We start from the raw sequence: 23,517 nt of genomic DNA, 5'->3' as shown, positions 1-23,517 counted from the left end.
AATGAAAAAATACGCATTAATATTATTGGTTTTAATTTCAGGAATTACTTTTGGACAAGAAGTTCCAAAAGTGTTGAAAACTGGTTTTTCCAAAGAAGCATTGGCTCAAACGATCACAATGCAAGATGGAAAGAAAACAACAATGTCTAAAATTTTGGCAAAGCATAAAGGAAAAATTGTGCTTGTAGATTTATGGGCAAGCTGGTGTGGTGATTGCGTAAAAGCGATGCCGGAAGCGGAAAAACTAAAAGAAAAAAATCCGGATATTGATTTTATTTATTTGTCATTAGACAGAAAAGAAGACTCGTGGAAAAACGGAATTGTTAAACACAAAATTTCAGGCAGCGAAAATTATTGGTTTGCTGACGGTTGGAAAAATGAATTTAATAACTACATTGATTTAAACTGGATTCCGCGATATATGGTAATCAATCAAAAAGGAAAAATTGCAAAATATTATGCGATCGTTCCGCAAGATCCTGAGATTCAAAAAACGATTGATAATTTAACTAAAATGTAATCAAATAAAAAAAACCACAAAGTCACAGAGATTTTCTTTGTGACTTTGTGGTTTAAATTTTACATTTTTTCGCCATTTTTATTAATTGATTTCTCTATAAAATCATTTAAAGGTTTTATTGCTTTGCAGATTTCAGCGATTTTTTCCGGGCCGGAAGTTTCCATTAAATCCTTGTCTTTTAAAGAATATCTTACCACGAAACTTTTTAGTTTTAAATAATCTTCCATCGGGTTTTCTTTTTCAAAACCTTGGGGAATTCTTTTTAACTTATCTTCTTGTGATAAATCTGAAAAAGTTTTTTTGAAGTTTTTATCATTAATTATTTTTAAAAACTCATCCGGATTTTCACTTACATTCGTTCTGATTTTCTTTAAAAGTTCTTTTTCCGGCATATAAACGCCGCCCGCAATAAAAGAATTTCCTGGTTCGATATGTAAATAAAAACCAGAAGTCTTTCCACCTTTTCCAAAGCCTAAACCTGCACCGAAATGATTTTTGTACGGCGATTTATCTAATGAAAATCGAACATCGCGGTAAATCCTGAACAAAGCCTTTTTAGCAGAAATTTTTAAAATCTCTTCATCAAATTCCGAAATATCTTCAATTAGTTTTTCTAAAAATTGCAAAACATTTTCCTGCGCTTCCAAATAAAGATCTTTATTTTCATTAAACCATTCCCGGTTATTGTTTTCGGCTAATTCTTTTAGAAATTTTAAAGTATTTTTTGAAATTGCGTGTGGCATTATTTAAAATTTATACTTCAAATTTATGAATTTTAGTGATTAAATCTCAAATTAGCTGCAACTTTAATATGAATTAGGATTAACGAAACTTTAATAAAACCTCATTAAAATTATCATTATAAAAATTGTACCTTTGCAAAATATTATATATACTTAATGAATTTATTTACAGAATCCAATTTAAGCCCTGAAATCTTACAGGCGATTGGTGAAATGGGGTTTGAAACTCCAACGGAAATCCAAAAACAGTCTATTCCTTTTATACTTTCAGACGACAGAGATCTGATCGCACTTGCGCAAACCGGGACAGGAAAGACTGCAGCATTCTCATTGCCTGTTTTGGATATGATTGATGATGCAAGTCGCAAAATCCAGTTCTTGGTTCTTTGTCCGACTAGAGAATTATGTCTTCAGATTACGAAAGACATTAAAAATTACTCAAAATACAAACAAAACATCAAAACCACTGCGGTTTATGGTGGAAGTAGTATTTCAGATCAAATACGTTCTTTGCGTGATAAACCACAGGTTATTGTGGGAACGCCAGGTCGTGTAATTGATTTAATTAACAGAAAAGCACTTGATTTTTCCGAAATCCAATATTTGGTTTTGGATGAAGCAGATGAAATGCTTTCCATGGGTTTTAAAGAAGATTTAGCTACAATTTTAAGCGAAACACCTTCTATAAAACAAACTTTTCTTTTTTCTGCTACCATGAATAAAGAGGTAGAAAGAATTTCTAAAAATTATTTAAATAAACCGCACAAAATTACTGTTGGTCATATAAATGAGGTTAAGAAAAATATCAAGCATGAATTTTATGTGGTTGGTTACAGACACAAAAAAGAGGCTTTAAAAAGATTAATTGATTTTAATCCAAATCAATATTCTATTATTTTCTGTAGAACCAGAATGGAAACGCAGGAAATTGCAGATTTTTTAATGCAAAACGGTTACGCCGCAGACGCACTTCACGGCGATCTTTCGCAAGCGCAAAGAGATACGGTGATGAAAAAATTCCGTTTAAAAAATATTGATATTTTAGTTGCGACTGACGTTGCAGCGCGTGGTTTAGATGTAGATTCTTTAACTCACGTTATTCACTTTTCTTTACCAGATGATCCAGAAGTTTTTGTTCACAGAAGTGGAAGAACAGGTCGTGCAGGGAAAGATGGTATTTCAATGTCTTTAATTAAACCTGAAGAAAGTAGAAAATTAAAACAAATAAAATCTGTTACCAAAATTGATATCGTTGAGAAAATGGTACCAACCGGTGAAGAAATTATTAAAGCCCAAGTTGGCGGTGTTTTTGAAAAATTATTTACAGAACACGTTAATGTTTTCACCTTTGATGACAGTTTAATTCCTGATTTATCAAAATTCACGAAAGAAGAATTGGCTCACCAAATGCTTCAACTTCAATTAAAAGATCTTGCTCTTTTTTACAAAGATAAAAATGACATGGCTGATCAGAAATTGAGTCGTGACAATGGAAGAGATGACAGAGGTCGTGACCGTGACAGAGGAAGTGATCGCGGTAGAGATAGAGACCGCGGAAATGATAGAGGTAGAGATCGTGGAAATGACAGAGGCAGAGATTTTGACAGACCAAGAAATGATCGTTTTTCCAATGATAGAGGCGGGGACAGAAATGAAAGTAGAGAGAGACGTCCGGCCAGAAATAATGAAGATATGGTAAGATTTTTCTTTAATCTTGGAAAAAGAGATAATTTGAAAAAGATGGATGTTTTAGATATTATTAATAAAGCCACAGAAGGTTCTCGCAAAAAAGCAGATGTTGGTAATATTGAAATTCTGGAAAAATTCTCTTTCTTTGAAGTAGAAAAATCATTTAAAGATACCGTTCTAAAAGGAATGGAAACTCAGAAATTTAAAGGAAAAGAGGCGCGTGCAGAAGTAGCAGGTAAATCTTAGAAATTAGCAAATATTTAAAAAAAGATCCAATAATTATTTTATTGGATTTTTTTTTGTCAAAATTTGTTTTAAATAATTAAATCAAAGGATTTAGTTTTAATAAAATTGTGGAAAAAAAATTCCTATTATTAACAAAAATTAATTTCGCAATAGTTGTTATGAATTTTTAAATAAAGATATTTGCACCACAAAAATTACAGAAATGGGAATAGGAAATATTTTTCGTGCTTTTCAACCAAAAGATAAAGTTTTCTTTGTTTTGTTTAATAAAGTTGCGGATAATTTAGTCGAAATGTCAAAAGAATTTCATGACGGAATGATGGAATTTGATTTAAATGACGATTCTTTATTGAAAAGAATGAGTGATTATGAGCATAAACTGGATGATCTTACGCACGAAATTTTTGTACAGTTAGGCGAAAATTTCATTACGCCTTTTGACAGAGAAGATATCAACATGCTGACAAGCGGTTTAGATGATATTGCAGATTATATTTACGCTTCAGCAAAATATATTTATCTTTATAAAAGCCCGCAGACTGCCGCTTATTCTGAGTTTTCTTTGCTTATCTACAAAGCCTGTTTAGAAGTGCAGAAAGCAGTTGTGAATCTGGATGGTTTTAAAAATCCTGGAGTTGTAAAAGAAGCTTGCATAAAGATCAACAGTATTGAAAATATTGCGGATGATGTTCTAAGTCAGGCGATTGTGAAGCTTTTTGAAACCAATGATCCTATTAATATTATCAAAGTAAAATCTGTTTTAGATTACTTGGAAATTGTGACGGACAAAGCAGAAGATGTTGCAAATACTATTGACAATATTTTAATAAAATACGCTTAAAAAGCTTTTTTAACTCAAATTTTTTTGAATGGATCTTCCAATACTTCTTATAGTAATCATTGTTTTAGCAATAATTTTTGATTTTATAAATGGTTTTCATGATGCTGCAAATTCTATTGCAACAATCGTTTCTACTAAAGTTTTAACGCCTTTTCAGGCAGTCTTATGGGCCGCACTTTGGAATTTTGCTGCTTTTTTTCTTGCCTATTACGTGATTGGCGAATTTTCTATTGGAAATACGATCGCTAAAACGGTAAATGAAAATTTCATTAATCTGGAAGTGATATTTTCCGGTTTAATTGCTGCAATTGCCTGGAATTTATTGACCTGGTGGTTCGGAATTCCTTCATCTTCCTCACATACGCTTATCGGTGGATTTTTAGGTGCTGCTTTAATGCACGCTTTTATGTTAGATTATCACCAGATAGGAATAACTAATCCAGAGTTTTCGCTTTGGCAGCATTCGATAGAAACTTTTAAACAGTTATTTACACAAAACGTTGTGAAATACAGCAAAGTAATTCCTATTTTTCTTTTCATATTTATGGCTCCTCTTATCGGGATGATCATTTCAATTATCATTACTTTAATAATTGTAAATTCTTTTAAAAAGACAAATCCGCACAAAGCCGAGAAAATATTCAAAAAATTACAGTTGGTTTCAAGTGCGGCTTTAAGTTTAGGTCATGGTTTAAATGATGCACAAAAAGTAATGGGAATCATTGGTGCGGCCTTTATTTATTACCATGTTACGATGATTGCGGATCCGGTTTATCTTGCAATTTTACCTGCAGATCGATTCAACTATTTTGCTCAACATTACTATTGGGTGCCTTTGGTTTCTTTCTTAGCGATAGGTTTGGGAACAATGAGTGGTGGATGGAAAATCGTGAAAACGATGGGAACAAGAATTACGAAAGTAACTTCACTTGAAGGTGTTGCTGCTGAAACAGCCGGAGCAATTACCTTGTTTTTAACAGACAGATTGGCAATTCCGGTTTCTACAACACATACTATCACAGGTTCGATTATTGGTGTTGGATTAACGAAAAGAGTTTCGGCGGTAAGATGGGGAATTACAGTTCAGCTGCTTTGGGCCTGGATTTTAACGATTCCAATCAGTGCGATTGTAGCGGGATTGACTTATCTTGTTATCAGTTTTTTTTCTTAAAATAATTCAATTTTAATTTCTTAAAACTGCAATATTAAAACCTGCAGAATAAAATTCCATTCTGAAGTTGGAGTCCATTCTGTATTTTAATTTCTTAAATATTTGGGTAAGATAGTTCAAGCTACTTTCGTTTGATGAAAAACCAAATGGCGAGGAGTTTTCTAAGAAATTTAATCCACTTTCATCGCAGATTATATTTTGAACACCAAAGTTTTTATAAATATTTTCTAAAAAATTTTGATCTTCAACTGATAAAATATTTTCCATAGCAGATTTTTAAATTAGATTTAATTAAAAATTGATTACAATTGTTGTGCCTTAACGAAAGACTCCCATAAAAATTCAGACGAAATTTAATTTGATTTACAAATCATATTCCGTAGCGGATTTATAAGAATTGTGGATAATAAGAATTAAAAATCCAAAAATTACTGCTCCAAGTATCAATGCGTTATTAATAGCGCCTTCCACTGAAAAAGATAATTTTATTAAAATAGTAGAAATTACAAAACCAGAGTTTCTTATTATTTTATGAAAACTATCAGAGTAAAAGAAAGAAAATAGAAGTAATATAACGTCAATAATGATCAGGAGAATGAAAAAATCTTCGAAGAATATATTGTTGATATTTTTAAAATTCGCCACGTCGCCCAAATCTGTTTTTCCGCAGGTAATCAACCAGTTTATTAGCGAATAAAACGCCAGTATAATCACTACGGGTACTAAAAAAGCAGCGATTGTTTTTTTAAACTGTATAAATTTATCCATCCGTTTCTTCGCAATATCTTCCATTATTTTTACGATTCCTGATGTTTCTTTCTTTTCTAAATTTTTGTAAAATTTCTGTATTAAAAAGAATAAAATTACTGCGGTTGCAAGATCGTAGGTTATTTGAAGATCATGTCCTAATTTAAACCAATCGTCTGACAGTTTCATATAGCCGATATCTTTAAATATTCTCCTTATTACTATCAAAGTAATAATTTCATATTGTTTGCCAATGTAGCTGGAAATAGAACGCGGAAGATAAAATACAAGCAGAAAAACTTCATAAACCAAAATGAATGAAAAAGGCGTGTAGATAGCAGAAATTGGATTTACTGTAAGTTTCGAATTTAGTTGAATAATATTTTCATTCAATAGAAAAATCAGGAGTAAATGTAGTAAAAAACTTAAAATTGCTATCCAAATAATGACACGCTCAAGAGTTTCTCTAAAAGCTTCCGATAGAAAATTGTCGATAATTTTTTTCATTTATGTTCCTGTATTTTATATCAAAACAAGATCTAAGAAAGGCTTTTATCCTCCATAATTGGACTGAAAAATGCGGTATTTAAAGAGTCCAACAACAATTCCGCCACCAATACTGTTTCCAACTAAGGCTAAAACCAAAAAGAGAAGATAATCTGAAATATTAACAGAATCAGAGTAAAGTAAACCACCAAAAACCTCGATATTTCCCACGATACTATGGTGAAAACCGCCAAAACCTATAACGCCCGTGATAATAACTATCAGCAAAATTCTGGTAAATGAATTGGTAGTACTATTTAGCAACCAGTTTAATAAACCCATTAGCCATCCTGCGACAATCGCACTTAAGAAAAGGGTCAATGAATCGTGATGAGCCACGTGAGCTCCAATAGTTGCCATTGTTTCATGAGTAAATAAATTTAAACGTGGCGCAAGCATTCCGATAAAAAGAACAAATAAAATACCGCCAACCATATTACCTGCTATCACTAAACCCCAGATTCGTAAAAGTCCAGATATTTTCCGCTGACCATTTAACACCGGCAATGTTAAAACCGAAGTTTGCTCTGTAAATAATGCTGATTTCCCAAGAATTACAAAAATAAATCCCAAAGGATATACAAATGAAAATAGTTTAAAAATAGAATTTTCTGATAATTTGCCTGCAAGTAGCGTGAAAAGCGTACACATAAGTAAATAGCTAAAACCGATTTCAAGCCCGGCAATAACAGCACTAAGCGTCAATGCTTGACTCTTAATTTCAAAAATCTCTTCACCTTCTTTTATGACGCGGCTTAGAATATCTTTGTAACCATCAACGCCATCTATTTCCGTAGATTTTTGTTCTAAATCTTTCTGAAAATTTTCTTGATCTTTATCTTCAGGTTTTGTTTCGTTTTCCATGGATTTTGTAGAGTTTTTTTCAGAAAGAAGATTATTTTACTTAATAATTTATAAAGATAATATTTCTTACTAATTAAAATATTATTATTTAGTAAAATTAGAATATTATTCTAAAATTCAAAAAACTAAAACCAAAGTTTAGACCTGAAAACCAAATCTAATTTCCGTATTTTTGTTATTCTAAAATTTTAAAATTTAATGGATTATCTTCAAGGTTTAAATGAACCACAACTTGAGGCTGTAACTACAATTGAAGGACCTTTGATGGTTCTCGCAGGCGCAGGTTCGGGTAAAACCCGTGTTCTCACCATGCGAATTGCGCATCTTATCACAAATCTTATTGATCCTTTTCATATTCTTGCGCTCACATTTACCAATAAAGCGGCAAAAGAAATGAAAGACCGTGTTGCAAAAGTGGTCGGACAGAGTGAAGCCAAAAGTCTTTGGATGGGAACTTTTCACTCGGTTTTTGCAAGAATTCTAAGAAGTGAAGCCCATTACATTGGTTTCCCTTCAAATTTTACGATTTACGATTCTCAGGATTCCGTTAATGTTTTAAAAAAAGTCATTAAAGAATTAAATATTGACGGCGACCTTTATAAAGCGAAGAAAGTTTTAGGTAGAATTTCTCAGTATAAAAATAATTTAATTACCGTAAAAGCCTATTTCAATAATCCGGAATTAATTGAAAATGACGAACGAGCCAATCAAAAACACATTGGTTTAATTTATCAAAAATACGTTGAAGCCTGTTTTAAAAATGGCGCAATGGATTTTGATGATTTGCTTTTAAGAACGAACGAATTGTTAACCAGATTTCCGGAAGTTTTGGCAAAATACCAAGATCGATTTCGCTACATTTTGGTTGATGAGTACCAGGATACCAATCATTCTCAATATTTAATTGTAAAAGCACTGGCTTCAAAATTTGAAAATATTTGCGTTGTTGGTGATGATGCACAATCTATTTACTCTTTTCGTGGGGCAAATATTTTAAATATTTTAAACTTTAAAAAAGATTATCCAGACGCTGTCACAGTTTCTTTGGAACAAAACTATCGTTCAACACAAAATATTGTGAACGCTGCAAATGTTGTTATTGGTAAAAATTTACAGCAATTTAAGAAAAATGTGTTCAGTGAAAATGAAGTTGGTGAAAAAATAAAAGTGTACAGAAGTCTTTCAGATGCTGATGAGGCGGCTTTTGTGGCGTCAAATATTTGGCAACTTCACAATTCTGAGCAAATGAATTTTGATCAGTTTGCTATTTTATACCGAACCAATTCCCAAACGCGTGCTTTTGAAGATTCACTTCGCAAAAAAAATATTCCGTACAGAGTTTATGGCGGTTTAAGTTTTTACCAAAGAAAGGAAGTTAAAGATTTGGTCGCATATCTAAGACTTTTGGTTAATGAAAATGATGCGGAAGCTTTATTTAGAGTTATCAATTTTCCGGCGCGTGGCATCGGTGAAAGCACACAAAATAAGCTGATTGTCTTTGCAGATTCTCAAAACATTACGGTTTCGCAAGTTTTAGGTAATCTCGGACAATTTGCACCAACTTTACAATTAAACAATGGCATTATCACGAAACTTGCCGATTTTTGGGCTATGATAAAAGCCTTTCAAGTGATGCTGAAAGATGAAAATGCTTATACTGTTGCGATGGAAGTGGCGAAAAGAAGTGGTTTAATTAAAACTTTAAAGGACGATCAAACGCCGGAAGGAATTTCGCGTGTAGAAAATATTCAGGAATTGATGAATTCCATGCAAGGCTTTATTGATGAGCAACAGCAAGTGGAAGATGGCGATTCAAGTTTGTCTAATTTCCTGGAAAATATCGCACTTTCTGCCGATACGCAAAAAGACAAAAAAGACGATAATACGCCGAAAGTATCTTTAATGACGATCCATTTATCCAAAGGTTTAGAATTTCCGGTTGTTCATTTGGTTGGTTTGGAAGAAAATTTGTTTCCAAGTTTTATGAGCAGTTCAACACGTGAAGAATTGGAAGAAGAACGCCGGTTATTTTACGTGGCTTTAACGAGAGCGGAAAAAAGAGCATTTTTTAGTTATGCGATTTCCCGTTTTCAATGGGGGAAAATTACCGATGCGGAACCTTCGAGATTTTTGAGTGAAGTAGATTCTGAATATTTGGAATTGATAAATCCAGCGCTGGAAAGCAGATTTATGAATCATTCCGGTTTAAAATCTAATATTTTTGACGAAGCACCGATGGGAGAAACGCGGTTTTTTAAAAAGAAAGAACCAAAAAAATCTTTGGAGAGAGACGAACCAACGATAATTCCAAAAAATTTAAAACCTGTTGCAACCGCAAAAATTATCAATCCAAGTGGAAGTTCTTCGCAAGATATTGAAGTGGGTGACAGAGTTCGCCACGATCGTTTTGGTGTGGGCGAAGTTCAGTTTTTAGATGGAACAGATCCCAATAATATTAAAGCAAAAGTGATTTTTCAGCACGAAGGTGAGAAAAATTTAATTTTGAAATTTGCGAAGTTGACGAAGATTTAGAGTTTAAAAATAGTCCTTTAATTTTGAAATTCTAATTTTGCAATTGCTTTTCATTGTCTTTTCCATTTATTAAATTCCAGGCGATATTTGGAAAAAATCGGTTTAAAAAATAAATGCTTTTTGTATCACCAACTCGAATTTTGTAGGTGTTATTTTTTATACCTTTTACAAGAGCATTTACCAATTTTTCGGGCGTGATAGATTTTGCATTTATACCATCTGCCATTGCAGTTGCAACAACTGGCGGAGAAAGTTCAAATACTTTAACATTGGTTTTCAAAATTTGCAAATGACTGCGCAATGCGTCGGTGTAAAAACGGATCGCCGCTTTTGAAGCAGAATAAGTTGGCGCAGTATTTAGCGGAACATAACTCAAAATAGAAGCCGTATTGATAATTGCACTTTCTTTTTTGGTTTTCAGCATTTCCATAAACAAATTATTCATTCGGATCACGCCTAAATAATTAATGCTTATTTCAGATTCTGCGTTTTTAAAATGAAATTCATCGGCAATTCCAAAATTTTTAGGCTTGGTAATAATTCCTGCATTGTTATACAAAATATCAATTCCACCCAATTTTTCTACTTTTTTTAGTAAAATTGCACTGTCTTCTTCATTGGAAACATCACTATTAAACACATTAATTGATGGATATAATTTTTTAGCAGCATCTAATTTGTTTTGACTTCTACCGGTAATAATTACTTTACAACCGTTTTCAATAAATTGTTTCACGGCTTCTAAGCCAATACCAGAACCACCACCAGTTATTAATATTGTTTTGTTTTTTATTTCCATTTTTTAATTTAATTTTAAATTTGTAAATTTGCTTTCAAATTGCAAGTACAAATGTATATAATTAGTTTTGATTTGCAAGTGGTTTTTTTAAAATTATTTTTAAAAATATAAATGAAAGAATTAAAAAAGCGTTCAATTTGCCCTTTGAGTGGCTCATTAGATATTTTTGGTGATAAATGGTCTTTGCTAATTATAAGAGATCTGATTTTCTTTAATAAAAATACTTATGGTGATTTTCTAAAATCCGATGAAAAAATAGCAACTAATATTTTGGCTTCGAGGCTACAAAATTTAGAAGAAAACGAGTTAATTTTAAAATTGGAACATCCAGAAAGTAAAGCGAAAGTGCTTTATCAACTCACGCCAAAAGCGATAGATTTAGTGCCTGTTTTGGTAGAAGTTTATTTGTGGTCAGAAAAATACTTTGAAATTCCTACTGAAATAAAAACGATGATAAAGAGCGCAAGGAAAAATAAAGATGAATATATAAAATCAAAAATGAAAGAATTAAAAAAAGACATCCAAGTGCAGAAAATTGTGACTTAATGCTATAAATTTCTTTAATTTAAATTTTAAACTTCGCGATTTAGCAAAAAAAATTCAGCAATAATTTGCTGAATTTTTATTTTATATATTTTGAATTAGTCCGGAATAATTTTTTGCTCTTTTAGCTCGTCGAATAATCTAAAGAATGATTCTCTCGTATCCTGATATTCTTTAAAACCTAATTTTCGATTCTTAGACATGTTTGTCATCACTTCGATAGGTCTTCCTAAATCAAGGTCGGTATGCCAAGGTGAAGCCAATCTATCTAATTTTGGTTCTGCCAATTCATATTTGTCTGCAATCTTTTGCCATTTGTCTTCATCACCTTTCATCAGTTCTTCTAAACTTTTATTATTTTCAGCATATCCTTGATATTCTACACCGAAATATTCAGCAATCTGTTTCCACAATCAACTCCAACGAAATATATCGCCATTGACAATATTGAATGCTTCATTTGCAGCCTCAGGTGTAGTTGCAGCCCAAAGAAATTGTTTAGCTAAAATATGAGCGTCTATTACATCAGATATTCCGTTCCATTGCGCTTCTGAACCTGGCCAAGTGAAAGGTGTGCCGTTTTCTTTACAAATAGTAGCGTAAACAGCTAAAGTTGTTCCCATATTCATTAGATTTCCAACAGCATGTCCAATCATAGTGTGCGCGCGGTGAATACTCCAGGTGAAACCATCACGTTTTGCCGCATCAAAAATCTCGTCTTCCTGTGCATAATAAAAATTATTTAATGCAAGTCTTGGATGCTCTGTTCTAACTGGTGTTTCAGGTGTAAATCCTGCTTTAACGTAATTTTCGAAAGGACCCAAATAATGTTTCAATCCAGTGACCAATGCAACGTGACGTACAGATTTTTTTGGTGACAATACTTCAAGTATATTTCGTACCATTCTGCCATTCACTTCAATATTTTCTGCTTCCGTATCTTTTTTCATCCAAGCTGTAAAAAATACATGAGTTGGATTTATATCTTTTAGGGCTTTTTCCAGCGATTCAGTGTCAAGCAGATCCGCTTTTATATTTTTTAGTCCTTTAAGTTCGACTTCAGAGTTACGCGTAATACCATAAGTTGTCCAATTATTTTCAATTAGTTCTTTAGCAAGATTGTTTCCGGAAATACCGCTTGCTCCAACTATTAATGCTATGTTTTCCATAATTAACTTTTTTTGTTTCTAACTTTAAGACAAAATTACATAAAGCGCAATAGCTGTGCATTGATATGGATCAAGAAATAATTTTGATTAAATCAATCCTATCCTATAAGTTTTTTTTAATTCTGCTTATGGTTTCAGGCGTTAGACCCAGATAAGAGGCAATTAGGTTCTGTGGAATGCGCTGTGATATAAAGGGATATATTTTTATTAAATGCAGATATTTTTCTTCGGCAGTGTAGGTGTTAGAACTTATCAATCTTCTGTCTTTTGTAACTAAACTATTTTGATATAAAATTCTAAAATAGCGCTCCATAGAAGGAACTTGCGTTAAAAGCTGTTCGTAATTGGAATGCGATATCAAAAGCACTTCACTATCTTCAATAGCATCGATGAAAAGTATCGCCTTTTCATCACAGATAAAACTTTTAAAATCTGAAACCGACCAACCTTCCCAAGCCAGCAAACTAATAGTTCTTGTCCTTTATCATCAATGGTGTAAGATTTTAAAGCACCTCTTGATACAAAAGCCAGATTTTTGCAATAATCGCCTTCGAGACATAAATATTCTCTTTTTCGTAATATTTTGGTGTCAAAAAAGCTGGGAATAACTTCCTTTTCCTTTTCAGTCAAAACAATTTTTTCTTCAAGTTGTCTAAAAAGTTTATCGTACATATTTATTTCTTTGTAGTTCATTTTTTAGTTTACAGATAAATTATTTATATGTATAATTAAACTATACAAAAATACTGAATAGTAGATGTGCTTTATCACAAATCTGATAATTGAAATTTAAGATTATACCTTTATAATTTTCAAGAAGATTCTCACATTATATTTAAAACTAACTATTAGATTAACTGTCTTTTGAATCTGCCCCAAAAAGAAACATCTCACTTTTGACAATGAGATGTTTTTTTAAATAAGTCTTATTTTTTCTCCGGAATATTCGCTAAAATTTCCTTCAAAAATCCCCAGAATTTTTGAGTAGAAGAAATGCTCGCTCTTTCGTCTGGCGAATGCGCGCCACGAATTGTTGGTCCAAAAGAAACCATTTCCATTTCTGGATAATTGGCACCGATTATTCCACATTCTAAACCTGCGTGACAAGCCACAACGGAAGGAGTTTCTCCAAATTGTTTCTTGTAAATTTCTGTCATTATGGTGATAATTTCTGCGCCAGGTTTTGGTTTCCAACCAGGATAAGAACCACCGAATTCTACTTTCATTCCAGCTAATTCAAAAACAGATTTTAATTGGTTTGAAACAGCAGTTTTATTGGATTCGACAGAAGAACGCGAAAGATTTAAGATTTTCAAATCACCCTTTTTTAATTCAACTCTTGCAATGTTATTAGAAGTTTCTACCAGATCTTTTACGTCTGGCGACATTCTGTAAACACCGTTTTGCGTGGCATTTAAAGCAAAAATTACTTTTTTGGAATCTTCTTCTGAAATTGCTTTTTCATGTATAGTTGAACTTTCAATATTAATTTGCAGATCTTTTTCAATTGTGGCAAATTCTTCTAAAATTTCCGATTTCAATTCATTGGCTTTTTCAATAAATTCAGCAGAATTTTCAACAGAAAAAACTGCATTTGCTTCACGCGGAATGGCGTTTCTCAAACCGCCGCCATCAATGGAAATCAGTTGAATATTTTCATCTAAACCTAAAAATAATAGCCTTCCCAAGATCACATTTGCGTTTCCAAAACCTTTAATGATGTCCATTCCAGAATGTCCGCCTTGTAAACCTTTCACGGTAATTTTTACTATTTGTCCGTGAGAATCTTCTAAATTATAAGTTTGAGAAGCGGTAATATCAATTCCACCAGCGCAACCGATATCGATCTCGTCATCTTCTTCGGTATCAAGATTTAGCATAATTTCGCCATGAAGTTCGTGAGGTTTTAAACCAATCGCACCAGTCATTCCGGTTTCTTCATCTATCGTAAAAAGTGCTTCCAAAGCAGGATGAGCAAGATCTTTACTTTCTAAAACCGACATAATCGCCGCAACTCCCAAACCATTATCTGCGCCTAGAGTTGTGCCTTTTGCTTTCAGCCAATCACCTTGAACTTCCATTTGAATGCCTTGGGTTTCAAAATCAAAATCAACATCGTTGTTTTTTTGGCAAACCATGTCGAGATGACCTTGCATCACGATTGGTTTGCGATTTTCCATTCCTGAAGTGGCGGGTTTTCTGATTATGACATTTCCAACTTCATCAACTTTCGTTTCTAAGTTTAAATCTTCACCGAATTTTTTCATGAAAGCAATCACACGTTCTTCTTTTTTTGAAGGTCGCGGAACGCTGTTTAAAGCGGCAAAATTTTTCCAGATTATTTTTGGTTCAAGTTGAGAGATATCCATATTTTTTTGATTTTTGTAAATATACGGACTTCCATTTTTTTATTGAGTTAAAGAAGATTTAAAGTTTAGAAGATTTATATTAATTAATTTAAACGTTAAAGAAATCTTAAAATTTTTAATTTTTGGTACTCTTTTTGAAATTGAGTGAAAAACTTATCCATGAACTTTAGATCAAATAAATTTCTAAACATTTTTGCACTTGCTTTTCTTTTTCTATTAGCCATTCAATGTAAAAAAGATATAAAAAAAGAAACATCATCAAACACTTCCACGCCTGTGGAAGCTGCAAAACAAGTCAGAAATATCAACAAAGAAGATTCTTTGTCCAAATCAAAAATTCAATATTCTTCTTTTATTTTTCCTGCAAAAAAGAAAGATTCTGCAATGTCTGCTTTTAAAAAGCAATATTCTGAGAACGAACGTTATACAATTTTAGCTTTAAATAGATTAGATGCAAAAAATTCGTGGCGCGCGGATACTTTAATAATTCCAAATAAAATTTCAGACAATTTTTTAGATTACAGTCCTTTTCCGGTGCAGATTGCACTATTGAAAGATGTGAAAAAGTTTGTTTATTTTTCCTATCCAATTCAGGCTTTTGCGGTTTATGAAAATGGTGAACTAAAAAAATGGGGACCAACAAGTATGGGTAAAAAAGCGGCGAAGACGGCAACCGGACTTCATTTTGCGAACTGGAAATCAAAAATAGCAACAAGCACGGTAGATTCTGACTGGAAGTTGCCATTTAATGTCAACATTGCTAATCAATTGGGAATTGGATGGCACGAATATGATTTGCCGGGATATCCAGCATCGCATTCCTGTTTGAGATTACTTAGCAAAGATGCAGAATGGATGTATAGTTTTGCGGATCAGTGGATTTTATCAGAAGGAAAACTTAAGGCAAATGGAACACCGGTAATCGTGAACGGTGATTTTAATTGGGGACAGCAAAAACCGTGGAGGAAACTAGTTCAAAATTCAATGGCAAATTATTTGTCAGAAACTGTAATGTCAAAAAACATACAACCCGAAATTGATAAAATTCTAGCTGAACAAAAAAATAGGGAAGAGGTAGTTATAGCTCAGAAGTAGTACTTTTTGATTCAAGGTGAAGTGTTGATTCCACCACAAAATTTCGCAGTTTTTCCATTTCTTCTTTCCCTTTTTTCCGGCCAATTCTTCCAGCTATGTAAACGAGGAAAATTAAGCCAAGAAATATCATAGATGTGGGAAAAGCCCATCCGAAACCGTCGTGTTTTATTTGTTTTGCAACATAAAAAAGAGTGATACAAAGCATCCAGCCGATTCCTAAGAAAAAGAATAAAAACATAAAAAAAGTCCAAACTGCAGAACTCGGTCCAAAAACGCCACGGATACACGTGCTGTTTTCTTCCTGGTCAAATTCAGTTCGTAATGCGACATAAGGCTTCCAGTATTCGTAATACTTGGATTTAACGTTGATCAAAGCCGTTTCCCGGTTAATATTACCTTCAAACTCGCTTTCGTGTGCTTTTAAAAAATCTCTCAGATGCACTGTATAATCAGATTTTTCTACAACAGTATAAAGTTTAAATCTGGGACGGGTGCGGATCTGATCAAATGTGCTTTGTTCCATTGTTAATTTTCGTAGGGAATTGGATCCTCAAGTGTAAATTTAAAACTTAAAATCTGAAATTTACGCCGAACTTCTATGTTTATTTGCTTTCCTTCAGAAGATTTTAGCAGATCGAGAATTTGCTGAAGCGTAAATGTTGAGGCTTTTTTATTATTAATTTTTACAATTTCATCATCTTTTCTGATACCCGAATTATAACCTGGTGAATTTTCTCTGCTAGCAGCTACAGAATATATTGGTTTTAAGGTAAATTTATACTGAAACTCGTTCACGGCGCTGTATATTTTTTCATTGCCGTTATTTGTATTTGCTTCTTTTGTCTCTACGCGAACCAGATCGCTGTCCCATTCCATGCCATCATTTTTAATATCCAGCCCACTCATATTAAAGAGGAATGGCTCGTCAAAATTTCTATTTTTTTTGAGATAAATTTTTTGATTGGGATAATCAAAAATAACATTAAACCGCCGTAAAATATCGCTTCCGACAGAACCCACTCTGTTTTTAACCATCTTTAAATGTTGGAATGACAATTCGTCTGGCATCGCCGTTAAAGGTTTTGTAAAAGAAAAATCACCTATTGACATTTCTTTTATTCTGCTTCGTTTGCCGTAAATATCGCCATTAAAACCGCGACCCAGATAATCCTGAATATTTGGACGATTGTAAGAAAAATTTTCAATCATTTTTGGAAAAAGCCAGATCGCATCGCTGTTTCCGAGATCTAAAAGCATTTTAGAATTTTTTGCTTCACTGATTAATTTTACATCAACATTGATGTATGGTTTTTTATCTTCCAAAGAAATGTCAAAACTTTTATACTTTTTTGCTCTTTTCTGAAAAGCTTTATTGTTGCTATAGATTGTTATTTTCTTTTTGATGTAATCAATTTCTACCGGATCATTTTTAAAAAAATTATAGCCAATGATGCCGTTCACTGGAATGCCGACGTGGGAAGAAAAATTAAATTCTTCATTTAAAATTATAAAAATGGTGTGTGATCTGTCTTCAAAATTTTTGCCGATCTTAAAATCATTATTGATTGATTTTAAACCAGATAAATCAACATTTCCTCCCAAACCTGAAAATTTGATTTTTTCTGTATTTTTAAAAGTGACATCTTTATTTTCTAAACTAAATAAAATACTCTCCTGAACTCCTGAATCTAAAAGGAAAGTGAGCTCAACGCCATTGATACTAACTGGAATAAATATCAAATTATTGATGAGTTGAAAAGGAATAACCATTTTATTTGTCGCACTCAATTTGAAGCCTTCATTCTGCCCCGAAAGGAAAGAACAAAAAGTGATCAAAATAAAGTTTAACAATGGTTTCATGTTTTGAAATTACAACATTTAACTGATATCTGAACAAAAAAAATCCGCCTCATTTGAGACGGATTTTTTTATGTAAACTGACTTTTCATAGCCCTGATGGAAGTGGCATCCTTTTTTTATCTAAAATTTTTCTAATTATAAAATTTTTCAATAAAAAAAGATACAGCGGACAGCAGGAATCAGCTCCTGAAAAAACTATTAATATCTGTAATATTCTGGTTTGTAAGGTCCTTCAACCTCTACACCAATATATTTAGCCTGCTCTGGAGACAAAGTTTCCAACTCAATTCCTAATTTTGCTAAATGCAGTTGTGCTACTTTTTCATCTAAATGTTTTGGCAACATATAAACCTGATTTTCGTAAGCATCGGAGTTTGTCCAAAGTTCGATCTGAGCTAAAGTCTGGTTTGCGAAAGAGTTACTCATCACAAAACTTGGGTGACCTGTTGCGCAACCTAAATTCACCAATCTTCCTTCTGCTAAGATGATCACATCTTTTCCGTTGATGTTATAAAGATCAACTTGTGGTTTGATTTCATTTTTGGTATCACCATAGTTATCGTTTAACCAAGCCATATCCAGTTCATTATCAAAATGGCCGATATTACAAACAACCACTTTATCTTTCATTTTTTCAAAATGCTCACCACGAACGATATTGTAATTCCCTGTAGTTGTGATCACGATATCTGCAGTCGCAACAACGGTATCTAATTTTTTAACTTCAAAACCGTCCATTGCAGCTTGTAGCGCACAAATTGGGTCAATTTCTGTAACAGTTACGATAGAACCAGCACCTTTAAACGAAGCCGCAGTTCCTTTTCCAACGTCACCGTATCCACAAACAACAACTCTTTTTCCAGCCAACATTAAATCTGTTGCTCTTCTGATCGCGTCAACCGCAGATTCTCTACAACCGTATTTGTTATCAAATTTTGATTTTGTAACTGAATCATTTACGTTGATCGCAGGCATTACCAAAGTTCCGTTTTGCATTCTTTCATATAATCTGTGAACGCCAGTTGTGGTTTCTTCAGAAAGTCCTTTTATTCCTGCAGTTAATTCCGGGTAATGATCAAAAACCAGGTTCGTTAAATCTCCACCATCGTCAAGAATCATATTTAATGGTTTTCTATCTTCGCCAAAAAATACTGTTTGCTCAATACACCAGTTGAATTCTTCTTCTGATAAACCTTTCCAGGCATAAACAGGAATTCCTGCTGCTGCGATTGCTGCTGCTGCGTGATCTTGCGTGGAGAAAATATTACATGAAGACCAGGTAACATCTGCACCAAGCGCAACCAAAGTTTCAATTAAAACTGCAGTTTGAATAGTCATGTGAAGACAACCCGCGATTCTTGCACCTTTCAAAGGTTGAGATGGACCGTATTCTGCACGTATTGCCATTAAGCCTGGCATTTCTGCTTCAGCCAAAGTGATTTCTTTTCTTCCAAATTCTGCTAAAGAAATATCTTTAACTTTATAAGGTAAGTAAGTTGTTTTTGTATCGTTCATAAAAGTTTAATTTATTTATTAATAATTTTGTGCAAATTTACGAACTAAAATTTTCTTAACCAAAATATCTGAGATTTAATAAAGTATTTTACTTAATATTTTTTTAAAGTAAGATTTTTTATTATTTAAAATTAATTATTCTCTATGCCATTTTATAAAGATTTTTCTGATGAAAAAGCGACGATTCTTATCTGGAAGTTTTCTGATGATGAAATTCTAAACGCAAATGAGCTTGTAGAGGTGGAAAATTTGGAGAAAATTAAAAATTACCATCCTACAAAAATTTTGGAAACCCTTTTGGTAAGAAAAGCTTTAAAAAGTTTTTTGCCAACCCACAAAATTTTATACAAAGATAGAGAGCCGTATTTGTCGCCGCAGGATCATTTTATTTCAATTACACATTCTTTTCCATTCGCAGCTGTGGCGGTTTCAAAGGAGAAAATTGGGATTGATATGGAAAAATTTAATGAAAAAATTCTAAGAATTGAGCATAAGTTCATTTACTCAAATGAAGCCAATTTCTTTCTGGAAAAGGAAAAAGTAGAGTATCTGACAGTAATCTGGTCAGTAAAAGAAAGTTTGTATAAAATTCACCATTCTAATTATTTTTCTTTAAAACAGAATTACAAAGTAGAAGAATTTGACCTAAAAAATCTACACAAAATAAACTGCAGCGTTTATGATGAAAATAATTGCGACCATTTTTCAGCGCGGGTTGAATTTTTTGAAGATTATTGTTTTACGATCGTCGATTGATTTTTAACAATAAATGTCTGAAAACCCGCCAACGCTTTTCTTTGTTCACGCGCGACATCTGACATTAATTCCAGTAATTCTGTGATATTTTTCAATTCCGTTAAATGCGAAATTTTATTGGGATCGCGGTGATCGAACTTTTCGTTTTCCTGAAGTTCAAGTTTTCTGTTATTTAATAAAATTTCAATTTCGCTTTCAGGTGTGATCAAGTCATTTTCTATGTCAATTTGCGGAATATCATTTAATATGTTAAGGGAATTCTCAAGTTCTGATTTTATTTTTTGTGTCCATTTTTCCGCATCGATCTGTGGGTATTTTTTTAAATTTTTGCCATTAAAAAACTGGGAAAGTGATGCGCTGTACGCTGTGAATAGGTGGGAAGTTGTCACAAACTGATGTACTTTTTCCAGCTTTTTTTGTTGATTTTTTGGATCAGAAAGCATTCTTTGAAAATTGTCAGATAAATTTGCCAAAGAAACCATTGCTGCCTTCCTTTTCATTTTATAATCCTGAGTACTTTCCTCTGTTTTTTCTGTTTCAAAATTTTTCATTACAGCTTCAAAATAATTAATATTATCTTGAGTAGCCGTTTTCATCAGATCAATATTTTGTGTGTGTTCCCAAACCGGTAAAATAAAATAGGAAACAAGGTAAACAATAATACCGGCGACAAATGTATCAAAAAGACGGTCTTTAAAAATAACATTTACATTGCCGGGTTTTAAAAAATTAAAAGATAAAAAAACATAAATCGTTATAAAAAATACTGCCCAAAAATATTTACCTTTAAGAAAACTAAAAGCCAGGATCATACTTGTCAGCAACAAAAACAGTAGTATTACATTATTTGAAATTTGCCAAAGTATAATGTAAGCGATCAAAGCGCCGGAAATGGTTCCAAGTAATCGAACGTAATTGCGGTGTTTTGTAATGCTGTAATTGGGCCTGATGATCGTTATGATAGTGATCAAAACCCAGTACGCGTGACCAACAGGGAAAAATGAAAATCTGGTAACGCCATAACCGATAAGCAAAGCTAATGTGACGCGGATCGCGTGGCGGAACTGCATTGATTTTAGGCTTAAATTATTTCTAAAAACCTTAAAATTTATTTTTTCTTCCGGGTTTAGAAATTGACGAAGATCTAAACCGGACGACAGACTTTTTGCCAGTTTTATATCCTGCGAAAAAATTTTATAAATACTTTTAATTTCGGAACTCAAATCTGTAATGCGCATTAATATCTGTCGTAAAAGCATAAAATTTTCCAGATTACCGGCAGACATTTGCCTGTTTCGATAGTCATAGTAAACGGTATAAAGTTTTTCAAGCTCGCCGTCGATATTTGATATGGGTTTTGCTTTAACACCGGATTGCAAATCAATTCCAATGTTTGTGATCTCTGCAGAAAGATTTAATAAAAAGACATTCATCGCCGTGAGAACTTCTGTGTTGCGACTGTCCAGATGCAGTTTTTTGTAATCACTTTCAGAGGTCATTAGTTTCTCATGAAGATCCATAGAATTGAGAAACATCAACATCAGCAAACGGCTTGTGGTGGTAGATTCTTTGATGATCTCGCGTGTACGGAAAACGGTTTCCCGTGTATCTTCCTGTAAATTTTTTATTTTGATCTGATGAGAAATGATTTCATCAAAAATTCTGGTATAATTTGGTTCAGGTAAATAAAGTTGGGAACGGATTTTTAAATATTCGCCTAATAAAATATAATTTTCACCAATTTGCTGGCTTGCCAATTTATAAGGCTGAAGTCTGGTAACTATTAAAAAAATTAAAACAAACCAAAAACTGCCGGCTAAAAAAATGGTGAGACTTTTTAAAACATTTGTTCCTGTTAAATGTCCATCAACAAAAATCGCCAGAACAACTAAAGTCAGCGCACCAACGGCCGACAAGCGTTGTCCGTAAACCCCGATCATGCTGAAGAAAAAACCAAAAATAAGAAGTTCTAAAAAAATAAAAGCTGGATTTCCTTTTGCTAAACTAGCGACTGTTGCAGCAATGAAAAAACAAATCACCGCCAAAAGCATCGAATTTCTGCGTCTGATAATTGGGCCAGGTTGATCGGTAAGCCCTACAAAAACAGTTGCAAGAGGAAATAAAAAAAATTCTTTTAAAACGCCAAAATAAGCCATGATAATACTCGGGAATACAACAGCCAAAGTCACTCTCACTGCGGCGAAAATGTACTGGCTGGTTACAAACCTTTTAAAATCTGAAGTATATGACATTGAGTAAAATCTATTTGCAAAATTAAACATCTTTAACTAAAAAGAGCCTCAATTAATGAGGCTCTTTTTGAATGTAGAATTAATTTTAATTAATAATCCTGTGCGTTTGATGTTTCTTCACCAATTGTCCACGTCAAACCAACTCTCAACGTATTGTCTAAAGCAGAATTTATTTTTGAAGTATTGATAAGATAAGACAGATCCAGACCAAAAGCCTGATAAGACAAACCTAAACCAACTGTCGCGTATTGTCTGCCACCTTGCTCAGCACTTTCGTGAAAATATCCTGTGCGCAAAGAGAAAGCATTATCATAAGTATATTCTAAAGCGCCGCTCAACATCATGCTTTTTTTATTATTAAAAGATTTTCCAACACCCTGAATAACTCCAACATTTGGCACATCATATATTGGATTTCCGTCAATATCAGCACCTGTGATTTCCGGACCGGGAACTAAAAGTTTTGAAGCTTCTAAACTAAGACCAACTTTATTTTGATCATCGATGTATAAATCGTAACCCGCACCTAGTCTTGCCGTTGTTGGAAGATAAGATCTGGATTGATCATCGCCCGTATAATCCAGTCTTGGTCCTAAATTTTGAATGGCAAAACCACCTCTTGCCTGACCTTCGTAATCGCCGAAACTTTGTCCTTTATTGCTTAAAAAATAGCCAGAAACATCTACAGCAAAAGAGTTTGCAGGTTTTAAAGTGTTATCTGAGTTGAAACCTCCCGAAAGATCCGATCGAATATAGCGACCGGTAACAGCCATTGAGAAATTATCAGTTAATTTTAAACCGTAAGCCAGATCAAATGAAAATTCGTTTGGTTTTGCAGTTCCTTCGGAAACGACTTCTGTACCTACCAATTTAGTAAGATCCACAGAACCCAAATTAAAATAATATAAACTTGCAGAAATTGTAGAACGCTCATCGTCGCCTAAAAACTGGTGATATGAACCGTAAAGTAAAAAAACATCGTTTGTTAATTTACTTAAATAAGGCGTGTAAGTTACCCCAACTGATGATGTTGATCTGCTGAAAGGATACTTTGCTGCATTCCAAAATTGGGAAAAAGCATCAGAAGATGTAGTAACACCCTGATCACCCATTCCTCCTGCTCTTGCATCCGGTGAAATCCTTAAAAATGGAGCGCCAGTGAGCACTGGTCTTATCTGGTCTAAATTCTGCGAAAAAGCGGTTATGCTTAAACCCAGACCCAAGGTCAAAAGTAATTTTCTATCTAACGTCATAAGTGTT

At 33.2% G+C, this 23,517-nt stretch carries 23 protein-coding genes; 8 read left to right on the top strand and 15 right to left on the bottom strand.

The window, feature by feature from the left end:
- The first annotated feature begins 1 nt into the window (after position 1).
- Positions 2-520, top strand: a complete 519-nt coding sequence (locus BM238_RS05820; protein ID WP_090079272.1) for a TlpA family protein disulfide reductase — start codon at positions 2-4, stop codon at positions 518-520.
- A 59-nt stretch (positions 521-579) separates the two neighbouring features.
- Here BM238_RS05820 and BM238_RS05815 read toward each other — a convergent pair whose 3' ends face one another.
- Positions 580-1,263 carry a DUF2461 domain-containing protein gene (locus tag BM238_RS05815; protein ID WP_090079271.1) on the bottom strand — a complete coding sequence of 228 codons (684 nt, stop codon included), beginning with the start codon at positions 1,261-1,263 and terminating at the stop codon, positions 580-582.
- Between the two features lie 156 nt (positions 1,264-1,419).
- Here BM238_RS05815 and BM238_RS05810 point away from each other — a divergent pair, with 156 nt between their 5' ends.
- From BM238_RS05810 to BM238_RS05800, 3 genes are all read left to right on the top strand, one after another.
- On the top strand, positions 1,420-3,198 hold the full coding sequence (locus BM238_RS05810; RefSeq protein WP_090079270.1) for a DEAD/DEAH box helicase: 1,779 nt from the start codon (positions 1,420-1,422) through the stop codon (positions 3,196-3,198).
- A 202-nt stretch (positions 3,199-3,400) separates the two neighbouring features.
- Positions 3,401-4,039 (top strand): DUF47 domain-containing protein, encoded by a 639-nt coding sequence (locus tag BM238_RS05805; protein ID WP_090079269.1) that lies wholly within the window; start codon positions 3,401-3,403, stop codon positions 4,037-4,039.
- Between the two features lie 28 nt (positions 4,040-4,067).
- Positions 4,068-5,210 carry an inorganic phosphate transporter gene (locus BM238_RS05800; protein ID WP_090079268.1) on the top strand — a complete coding sequence of 381 codons (1,143 nt, stop codon included), beginning with the start codon at positions 4,068-4,070 and terminating at the stop codon, positions 5,208-5,210.
- A 12-nt stretch (positions 5,211-5,222) separates the two neighbouring features.
- Here the strand turns inward: BM238_RS05800 and BM238_RS05795 are convergent, their stop codons facing one another.
- The 3 genes from BM238_RS05795 to BM238_RS05785 all read right to left on the bottom strand — a co-directional run bounded on the left by BM238_RS05795 (position 5,223) and on the right by BM238_RS05785 (position 7,367).
- Complete coding sequence (locus BM238_RS05795) at positions 5,223-5,477, bottom strand: hypothetical protein (protein WP_090079267.1); 255 nt, start codon at positions 5,475-5,477, stop codon at positions 5,223-5,225.
- A gap of 96 nt (positions 5,478-5,573) precedes the next feature.
- Positions 5,574-6,464: a hypothetical protein gene (locus BM238_RS05790; RefSeq protein WP_090079266.1), complete on the bottom strand. Its 891-nt coding sequence runs from the start codon at positions 6,462-6,464 to the stop codon at positions 5,574-5,576.
- Between the two features lie 45 nt (positions 6,465-6,509).
- Positions 6,510-7,367 (bottom strand): formate/nitrite transporter family protein, encoded by an 858-nt coding sequence (locus BM238_RS05785; RefSeq protein ID WP_090079265.1) that lies wholly within the window; start codon positions 7,365-7,367, stop codon positions 6,510-6,512.
- 198 nt (positions 7,368-7,565) lie between these two features.
- Between BM238_RS05785 and BM238_RS05780 the strand changes: the two genes are divergently transcribed.
- A complete protein-coding gene (locus BM238_RS05780; protein ID WP_090079264.1) occupies positions 7,566-9,899 on the top strand; it encodes an ATP-dependent helicase in 2,334 nt (777 codons plus the stop codon).
- A gap of 31 nt (positions 9,900-9,930) precedes the next feature.
- Here BM238_RS05780 and BM238_RS05775 read toward each other — a convergent pair whose 3' ends face one another.
- On the bottom strand, positions 9,931-10,698 hold the full coding sequence (locus tag BM238_RS05775; protein WP_090079263.1) for an SDR family oxidoreductase: 768 nt from the start codon (positions 10,696-10,698) through the stop codon (positions 9,931-9,933).
- Positions 10,699-10,809: 111 nt separating this feature from the next.
- On the opposite strand from BM238_RS05775, the gene BM238_RS05770 reads away from it, so the two are divergent.
- Positions 10,810-11,244, top strand: coding sequence for a winged helix-turn-helix transcriptional regulator (locus BM238_RS05770; RefSeq protein ID WP_090079262.1), 435 nt, complete (start codon positions 10,810-10,812; stop codon positions 11,242-11,244).
- Between the two features lie 95 nt (positions 11,245-11,339).
- Here BM238_RS05770 and BM238_RS14520 read toward each other — a convergent pair whose 3' ends face one another.
- The 5 genes from BM238_RS14520 to BM238_RS05755 all read right to left on the bottom strand — a co-directional run bounded on the left by BM238_RS14520 (position 11,340) and on the right by BM238_RS05755 (position 14,779).
- Complete coding sequence (locus BM238_RS14520; protein WP_233741927.1) at positions 11,340-11,654, bottom strand: hypothetical protein; 315 nt, start codon at positions 11,652-11,654, stop codon at positions 11,340-11,342.
- Positions 11,655-12,410, bottom strand: a complete 756-nt coding sequence (locus tag BM238_RS05765; RefSeq protein WP_233741926.1) for an SDR family oxidoreductase — start codon at positions 12,408-12,410, stop codon at positions 11,655-11,657.
- A 103-nt stretch (positions 12,411-12,513) separates the two neighbouring features.
- A complete protein-coding gene (locus BM238_RS14515; RefSeq protein WP_233741925.1) occupies positions 12,514-12,777 on the bottom strand; it encodes a Crp/Fnr family transcriptional regulator in 264 nt (87 codons plus the stop codon).
- A complete protein-coding gene (locus tag BM238_RS14510) occupies positions 12,768-13,103 on the bottom strand; it encodes a cyclic nucleotide-binding domain-containing protein (RefSeq protein WP_233741924.1) in 336 nt (111 codons plus the stop codon). Before BM238_RS14510 ends, BM238_RS14515 begins: the two co-directional genes overlap by 10 nt.
- A 233-nt stretch (positions 13,104-13,336) precedes the next feature.
- On the bottom strand, positions 13,337-14,779 hold the full coding sequence (locus tag BM238_RS05755) for an aminoacyl-histidine dipeptidase (RefSeq protein ID WP_090079261.1): 1,443 nt from the start codon (positions 14,777-14,779) through the stop codon (positions 13,337-13,339).
- A 159-nt stretch (positions 14,780-14,938) separates the two neighbouring features.
- Between BM238_RS05755 and BM238_RS05750 the strand changes: the two genes are divergently transcribed.
- Positions 14,939-15,874, top strand: a complete 936-nt coding sequence (locus BM238_RS05750) for a L,D-transpeptidase (protein WP_090079260.1) — start codon at positions 14,939-14,941, stop codon at positions 15,872-15,874.
- On the opposite strand, the gene BM238_RS05745 is transcribed toward BM238_RS05750, so the two are convergent.
- From BM238_RS05745 to ahcY, 3 genes are all read right to left on the bottom strand, one after another.
- Positions 15,858-16,397, bottom strand: a complete 540-nt coding sequence (locus BM238_RS05745) for a hypothetical protein (RefSeq protein ID WP_090079259.1) — start codon at positions 16,395-16,397, stop codon at positions 15,858-15,860. The genes BM238_RS05750 and BM238_RS05745 overlap by 17 nt on opposite strands.
- A 2-nt stretch (positions 16,398-16,399) precedes the next feature.
- Positions 16,400-17,734 carry an aspartyl protease family protein gene (locus BM238_RS05740; protein ID WP_090079258.1) on the bottom strand — a complete coding sequence of 445 codons (1,335 nt, stop codon included), beginning with the start codon at positions 17,732-17,734 and terminating at the stop codon, positions 16,400-16,402.
- Positions 17,735-17,932: 198 nt separating this feature from the next.
- Positions 17,933-19,249: an adenosylhomocysteinase gene (gene ahcY / locus BM238_RS05735; RefSeq protein ID WP_090079257.1), complete on the bottom strand. Its 1,317-nt coding sequence runs from the start codon at positions 19,247-19,249 to the stop codon at positions 17,933-17,935.
- A 144-nt stretch (positions 19,250-19,393) separates the two neighbouring features.
- On the opposite strand from ahcY, the gene BM238_RS05730 reads away from it, so the two are divergent.
- Positions 19,394-20,005, top strand: a complete 612-nt coding sequence (locus tag BM238_RS05730) for a 4'-phosphopantetheinyl transferase family protein (protein WP_090079256.1) — start codon at positions 19,394-19,396, stop codon at positions 20,003-20,005.
- On the opposite strand, the gene BM238_RS05725 is transcribed toward BM238_RS05730, so the two are convergent.
- Together BM238_RS05725 and porV are read right to left on the bottom strand one after the other, a co-directional pair.
- Positions 19,981-22,257 carry an FUSC family protein gene (locus BM238_RS05725; protein WP_090079255.1) on the bottom strand — a complete coding sequence of 759 codons (2,277 nt, stop codon included), beginning with the start codon at positions 22,255-22,257 and terminating at the stop codon, positions 19,981-19,983. The genes BM238_RS05730 and BM238_RS05725 overlap by 25 nt on opposite strands.
- An 89-nt stretch (positions 22,258-22,346) precedes the next feature.
- Positions 22,347-23,510, bottom strand: a complete 1,164-nt coding sequence (gene porV / locus BM238_RS05720) for a type IX secretion system outer membrane channel protein PorV (protein ID WP_090079254.1) — start codon at positions 23,508-23,510, stop codon at positions 22,347-22,349.
- Between the last annotated feature and the right edge of the window lie 7 nt (positions 23,511-23,517).

The organism is Halpernia frigidisoli (assembly GCF_900113805.1).
Classification (GTDB): Bacteria; Bacteroidota; Bacteroidia; order Flavobacteriales; family Weeksellaceae; genus Halpernia; species Halpernia frigidisoli.
This window is presented reverse-complemented; position numbering and strand designations above follow the sequence as displayed.

Coding starts and splice junctions, on each gene's coding strand:
- BM238_RS05725 (WP_090079255.1), bottom strand. CDS start 22,257: ATGTCATATACTTCAGATTTTAAAAGGTTTGTAACCAGCCAGTACATT.
- BM238_RS05780 (WP_090079264.1), top strand. CDS start 7,566: ATGGATTATCTTCAAGGTTTAAATGAACCACAACTTGAGGCTGTAACT.
- BM238_RS05820 (WP_090079272.1), top strand. CDS start 2: ATGAAAAAATACGCATTAATATTATTGGTTTTAATTTCAGGAATTACT.
- BM238_RS05790 (WP_090079266.1), bottom strand. CDS start 6,464: ATGAAAAAAATTATCGACAATTTTCTATCGGAAGCTTTTAGAGAAACT.
- BM238_RS14510 (WP_233741924.1), bottom strand. CDS start 13,103: ATGAACTACAAAGAAATAAATATGTACGATAAACTTTTTAGACAACTT.
- porV (WP_090079254.1), bottom strand. CDS start 23,510: ATGACGTTAGATAGAAAATTACTTTTGACCTTGGGTCTGGGTTTAAGC.
- BM238_RS05730 (WP_090079256.1), top strand. CDS start 19,394: ATGCCATTTTATAAAGATTTTTCTGATGAAAAAGCGACGATTCTTATC.
- BM238_RS05755 (WP_090079261.1), bottom strand. CDS start 14,779: ATGGATATCTCTCAACTTGAACCAAAAATAATCTGGAAAAATTTTGCC.
- BM238_RS05765 (WP_233741926.1), bottom strand. CDS start 12,410: ATGGAAAACATAGCATTAATAGTTGGAGCAAGCGGTATTTCCGGAAAC.
- BM238_RS05810 (WP_090079270.1), top strand. CDS start 1,420: ATGAATTTATTTACAGAATCCAATTTAAGCCCTGAAATCTTACAGGCG.
- BM238_RS05770 (WP_090079262.1), top strand. CDS start 10,810: ATGAAAGAATTAAAAAAGCGTTCAATTTGCCCTTTGAGTGGCTCATTA.
- BM238_RS05805 (WP_090079269.1), top strand. CDS start 3,401: ATGGGAATAGGAAATATTTTTCGTGCTTTTCAACCAAAAGATAAAGTT.
- BM238_RS05775 (WP_090079263.1), bottom strand. CDS start 10,698: ATGGAAATAAAAAACAAAACAATATTAATAACTGGTGGTGGTTCTGGT.
- BM238_RS05815 (WP_090079271.1), bottom strand. CDS start 1,263: ATGCCACACGCAATTTCAAAAAATACTTTAAAATTTCTAAAAGAATTA.
- BM238_RS05740 (WP_090079258.1), bottom strand. CDS start 17,734: ATGAAACCATTGTTAAACTTTATTTTGATCACTTTTTGTTCTTTCCTT.
- BM238_RS05800 (WP_090079268.1), top strand. CDS start 4,068: ATGGATCTTCCAATACTTCTTATAGTAATCATTGTTTTAGCAATAATT.
- BM238_RS05745 (WP_090079259.1), bottom strand. CDS start 16,397: ATGGAACAAAGCACATTTGATCAGATCCGCACCCGTCCCAGATTTAAA.
- ahcY (WP_090079257.1), bottom strand. CDS start 19,249: ATGAACGATACAAAAACAACTTACTTACCTTATAAAGTTAAAGATATT.
- BM238_RS05750 (WP_090079260.1), top strand. CDS start 14,939: ATGAACTTTAGATCAAATAAATTTCTAAACATTTTTGCACTTGCTTTT.
- BM238_RS05795 (WP_090079267.1), bottom strand. CDS start 5,477: ATGGAAAATATTTTATCAGTTGAAGATCAAAATTTTTTAGAAAATATT.
- BM238_RS05785 (WP_090079265.1), bottom strand. CDS start 7,367: ATGGAAAACGAAACAAAACCTGAAGATAAAGATCAAGAAAATTTTCAG.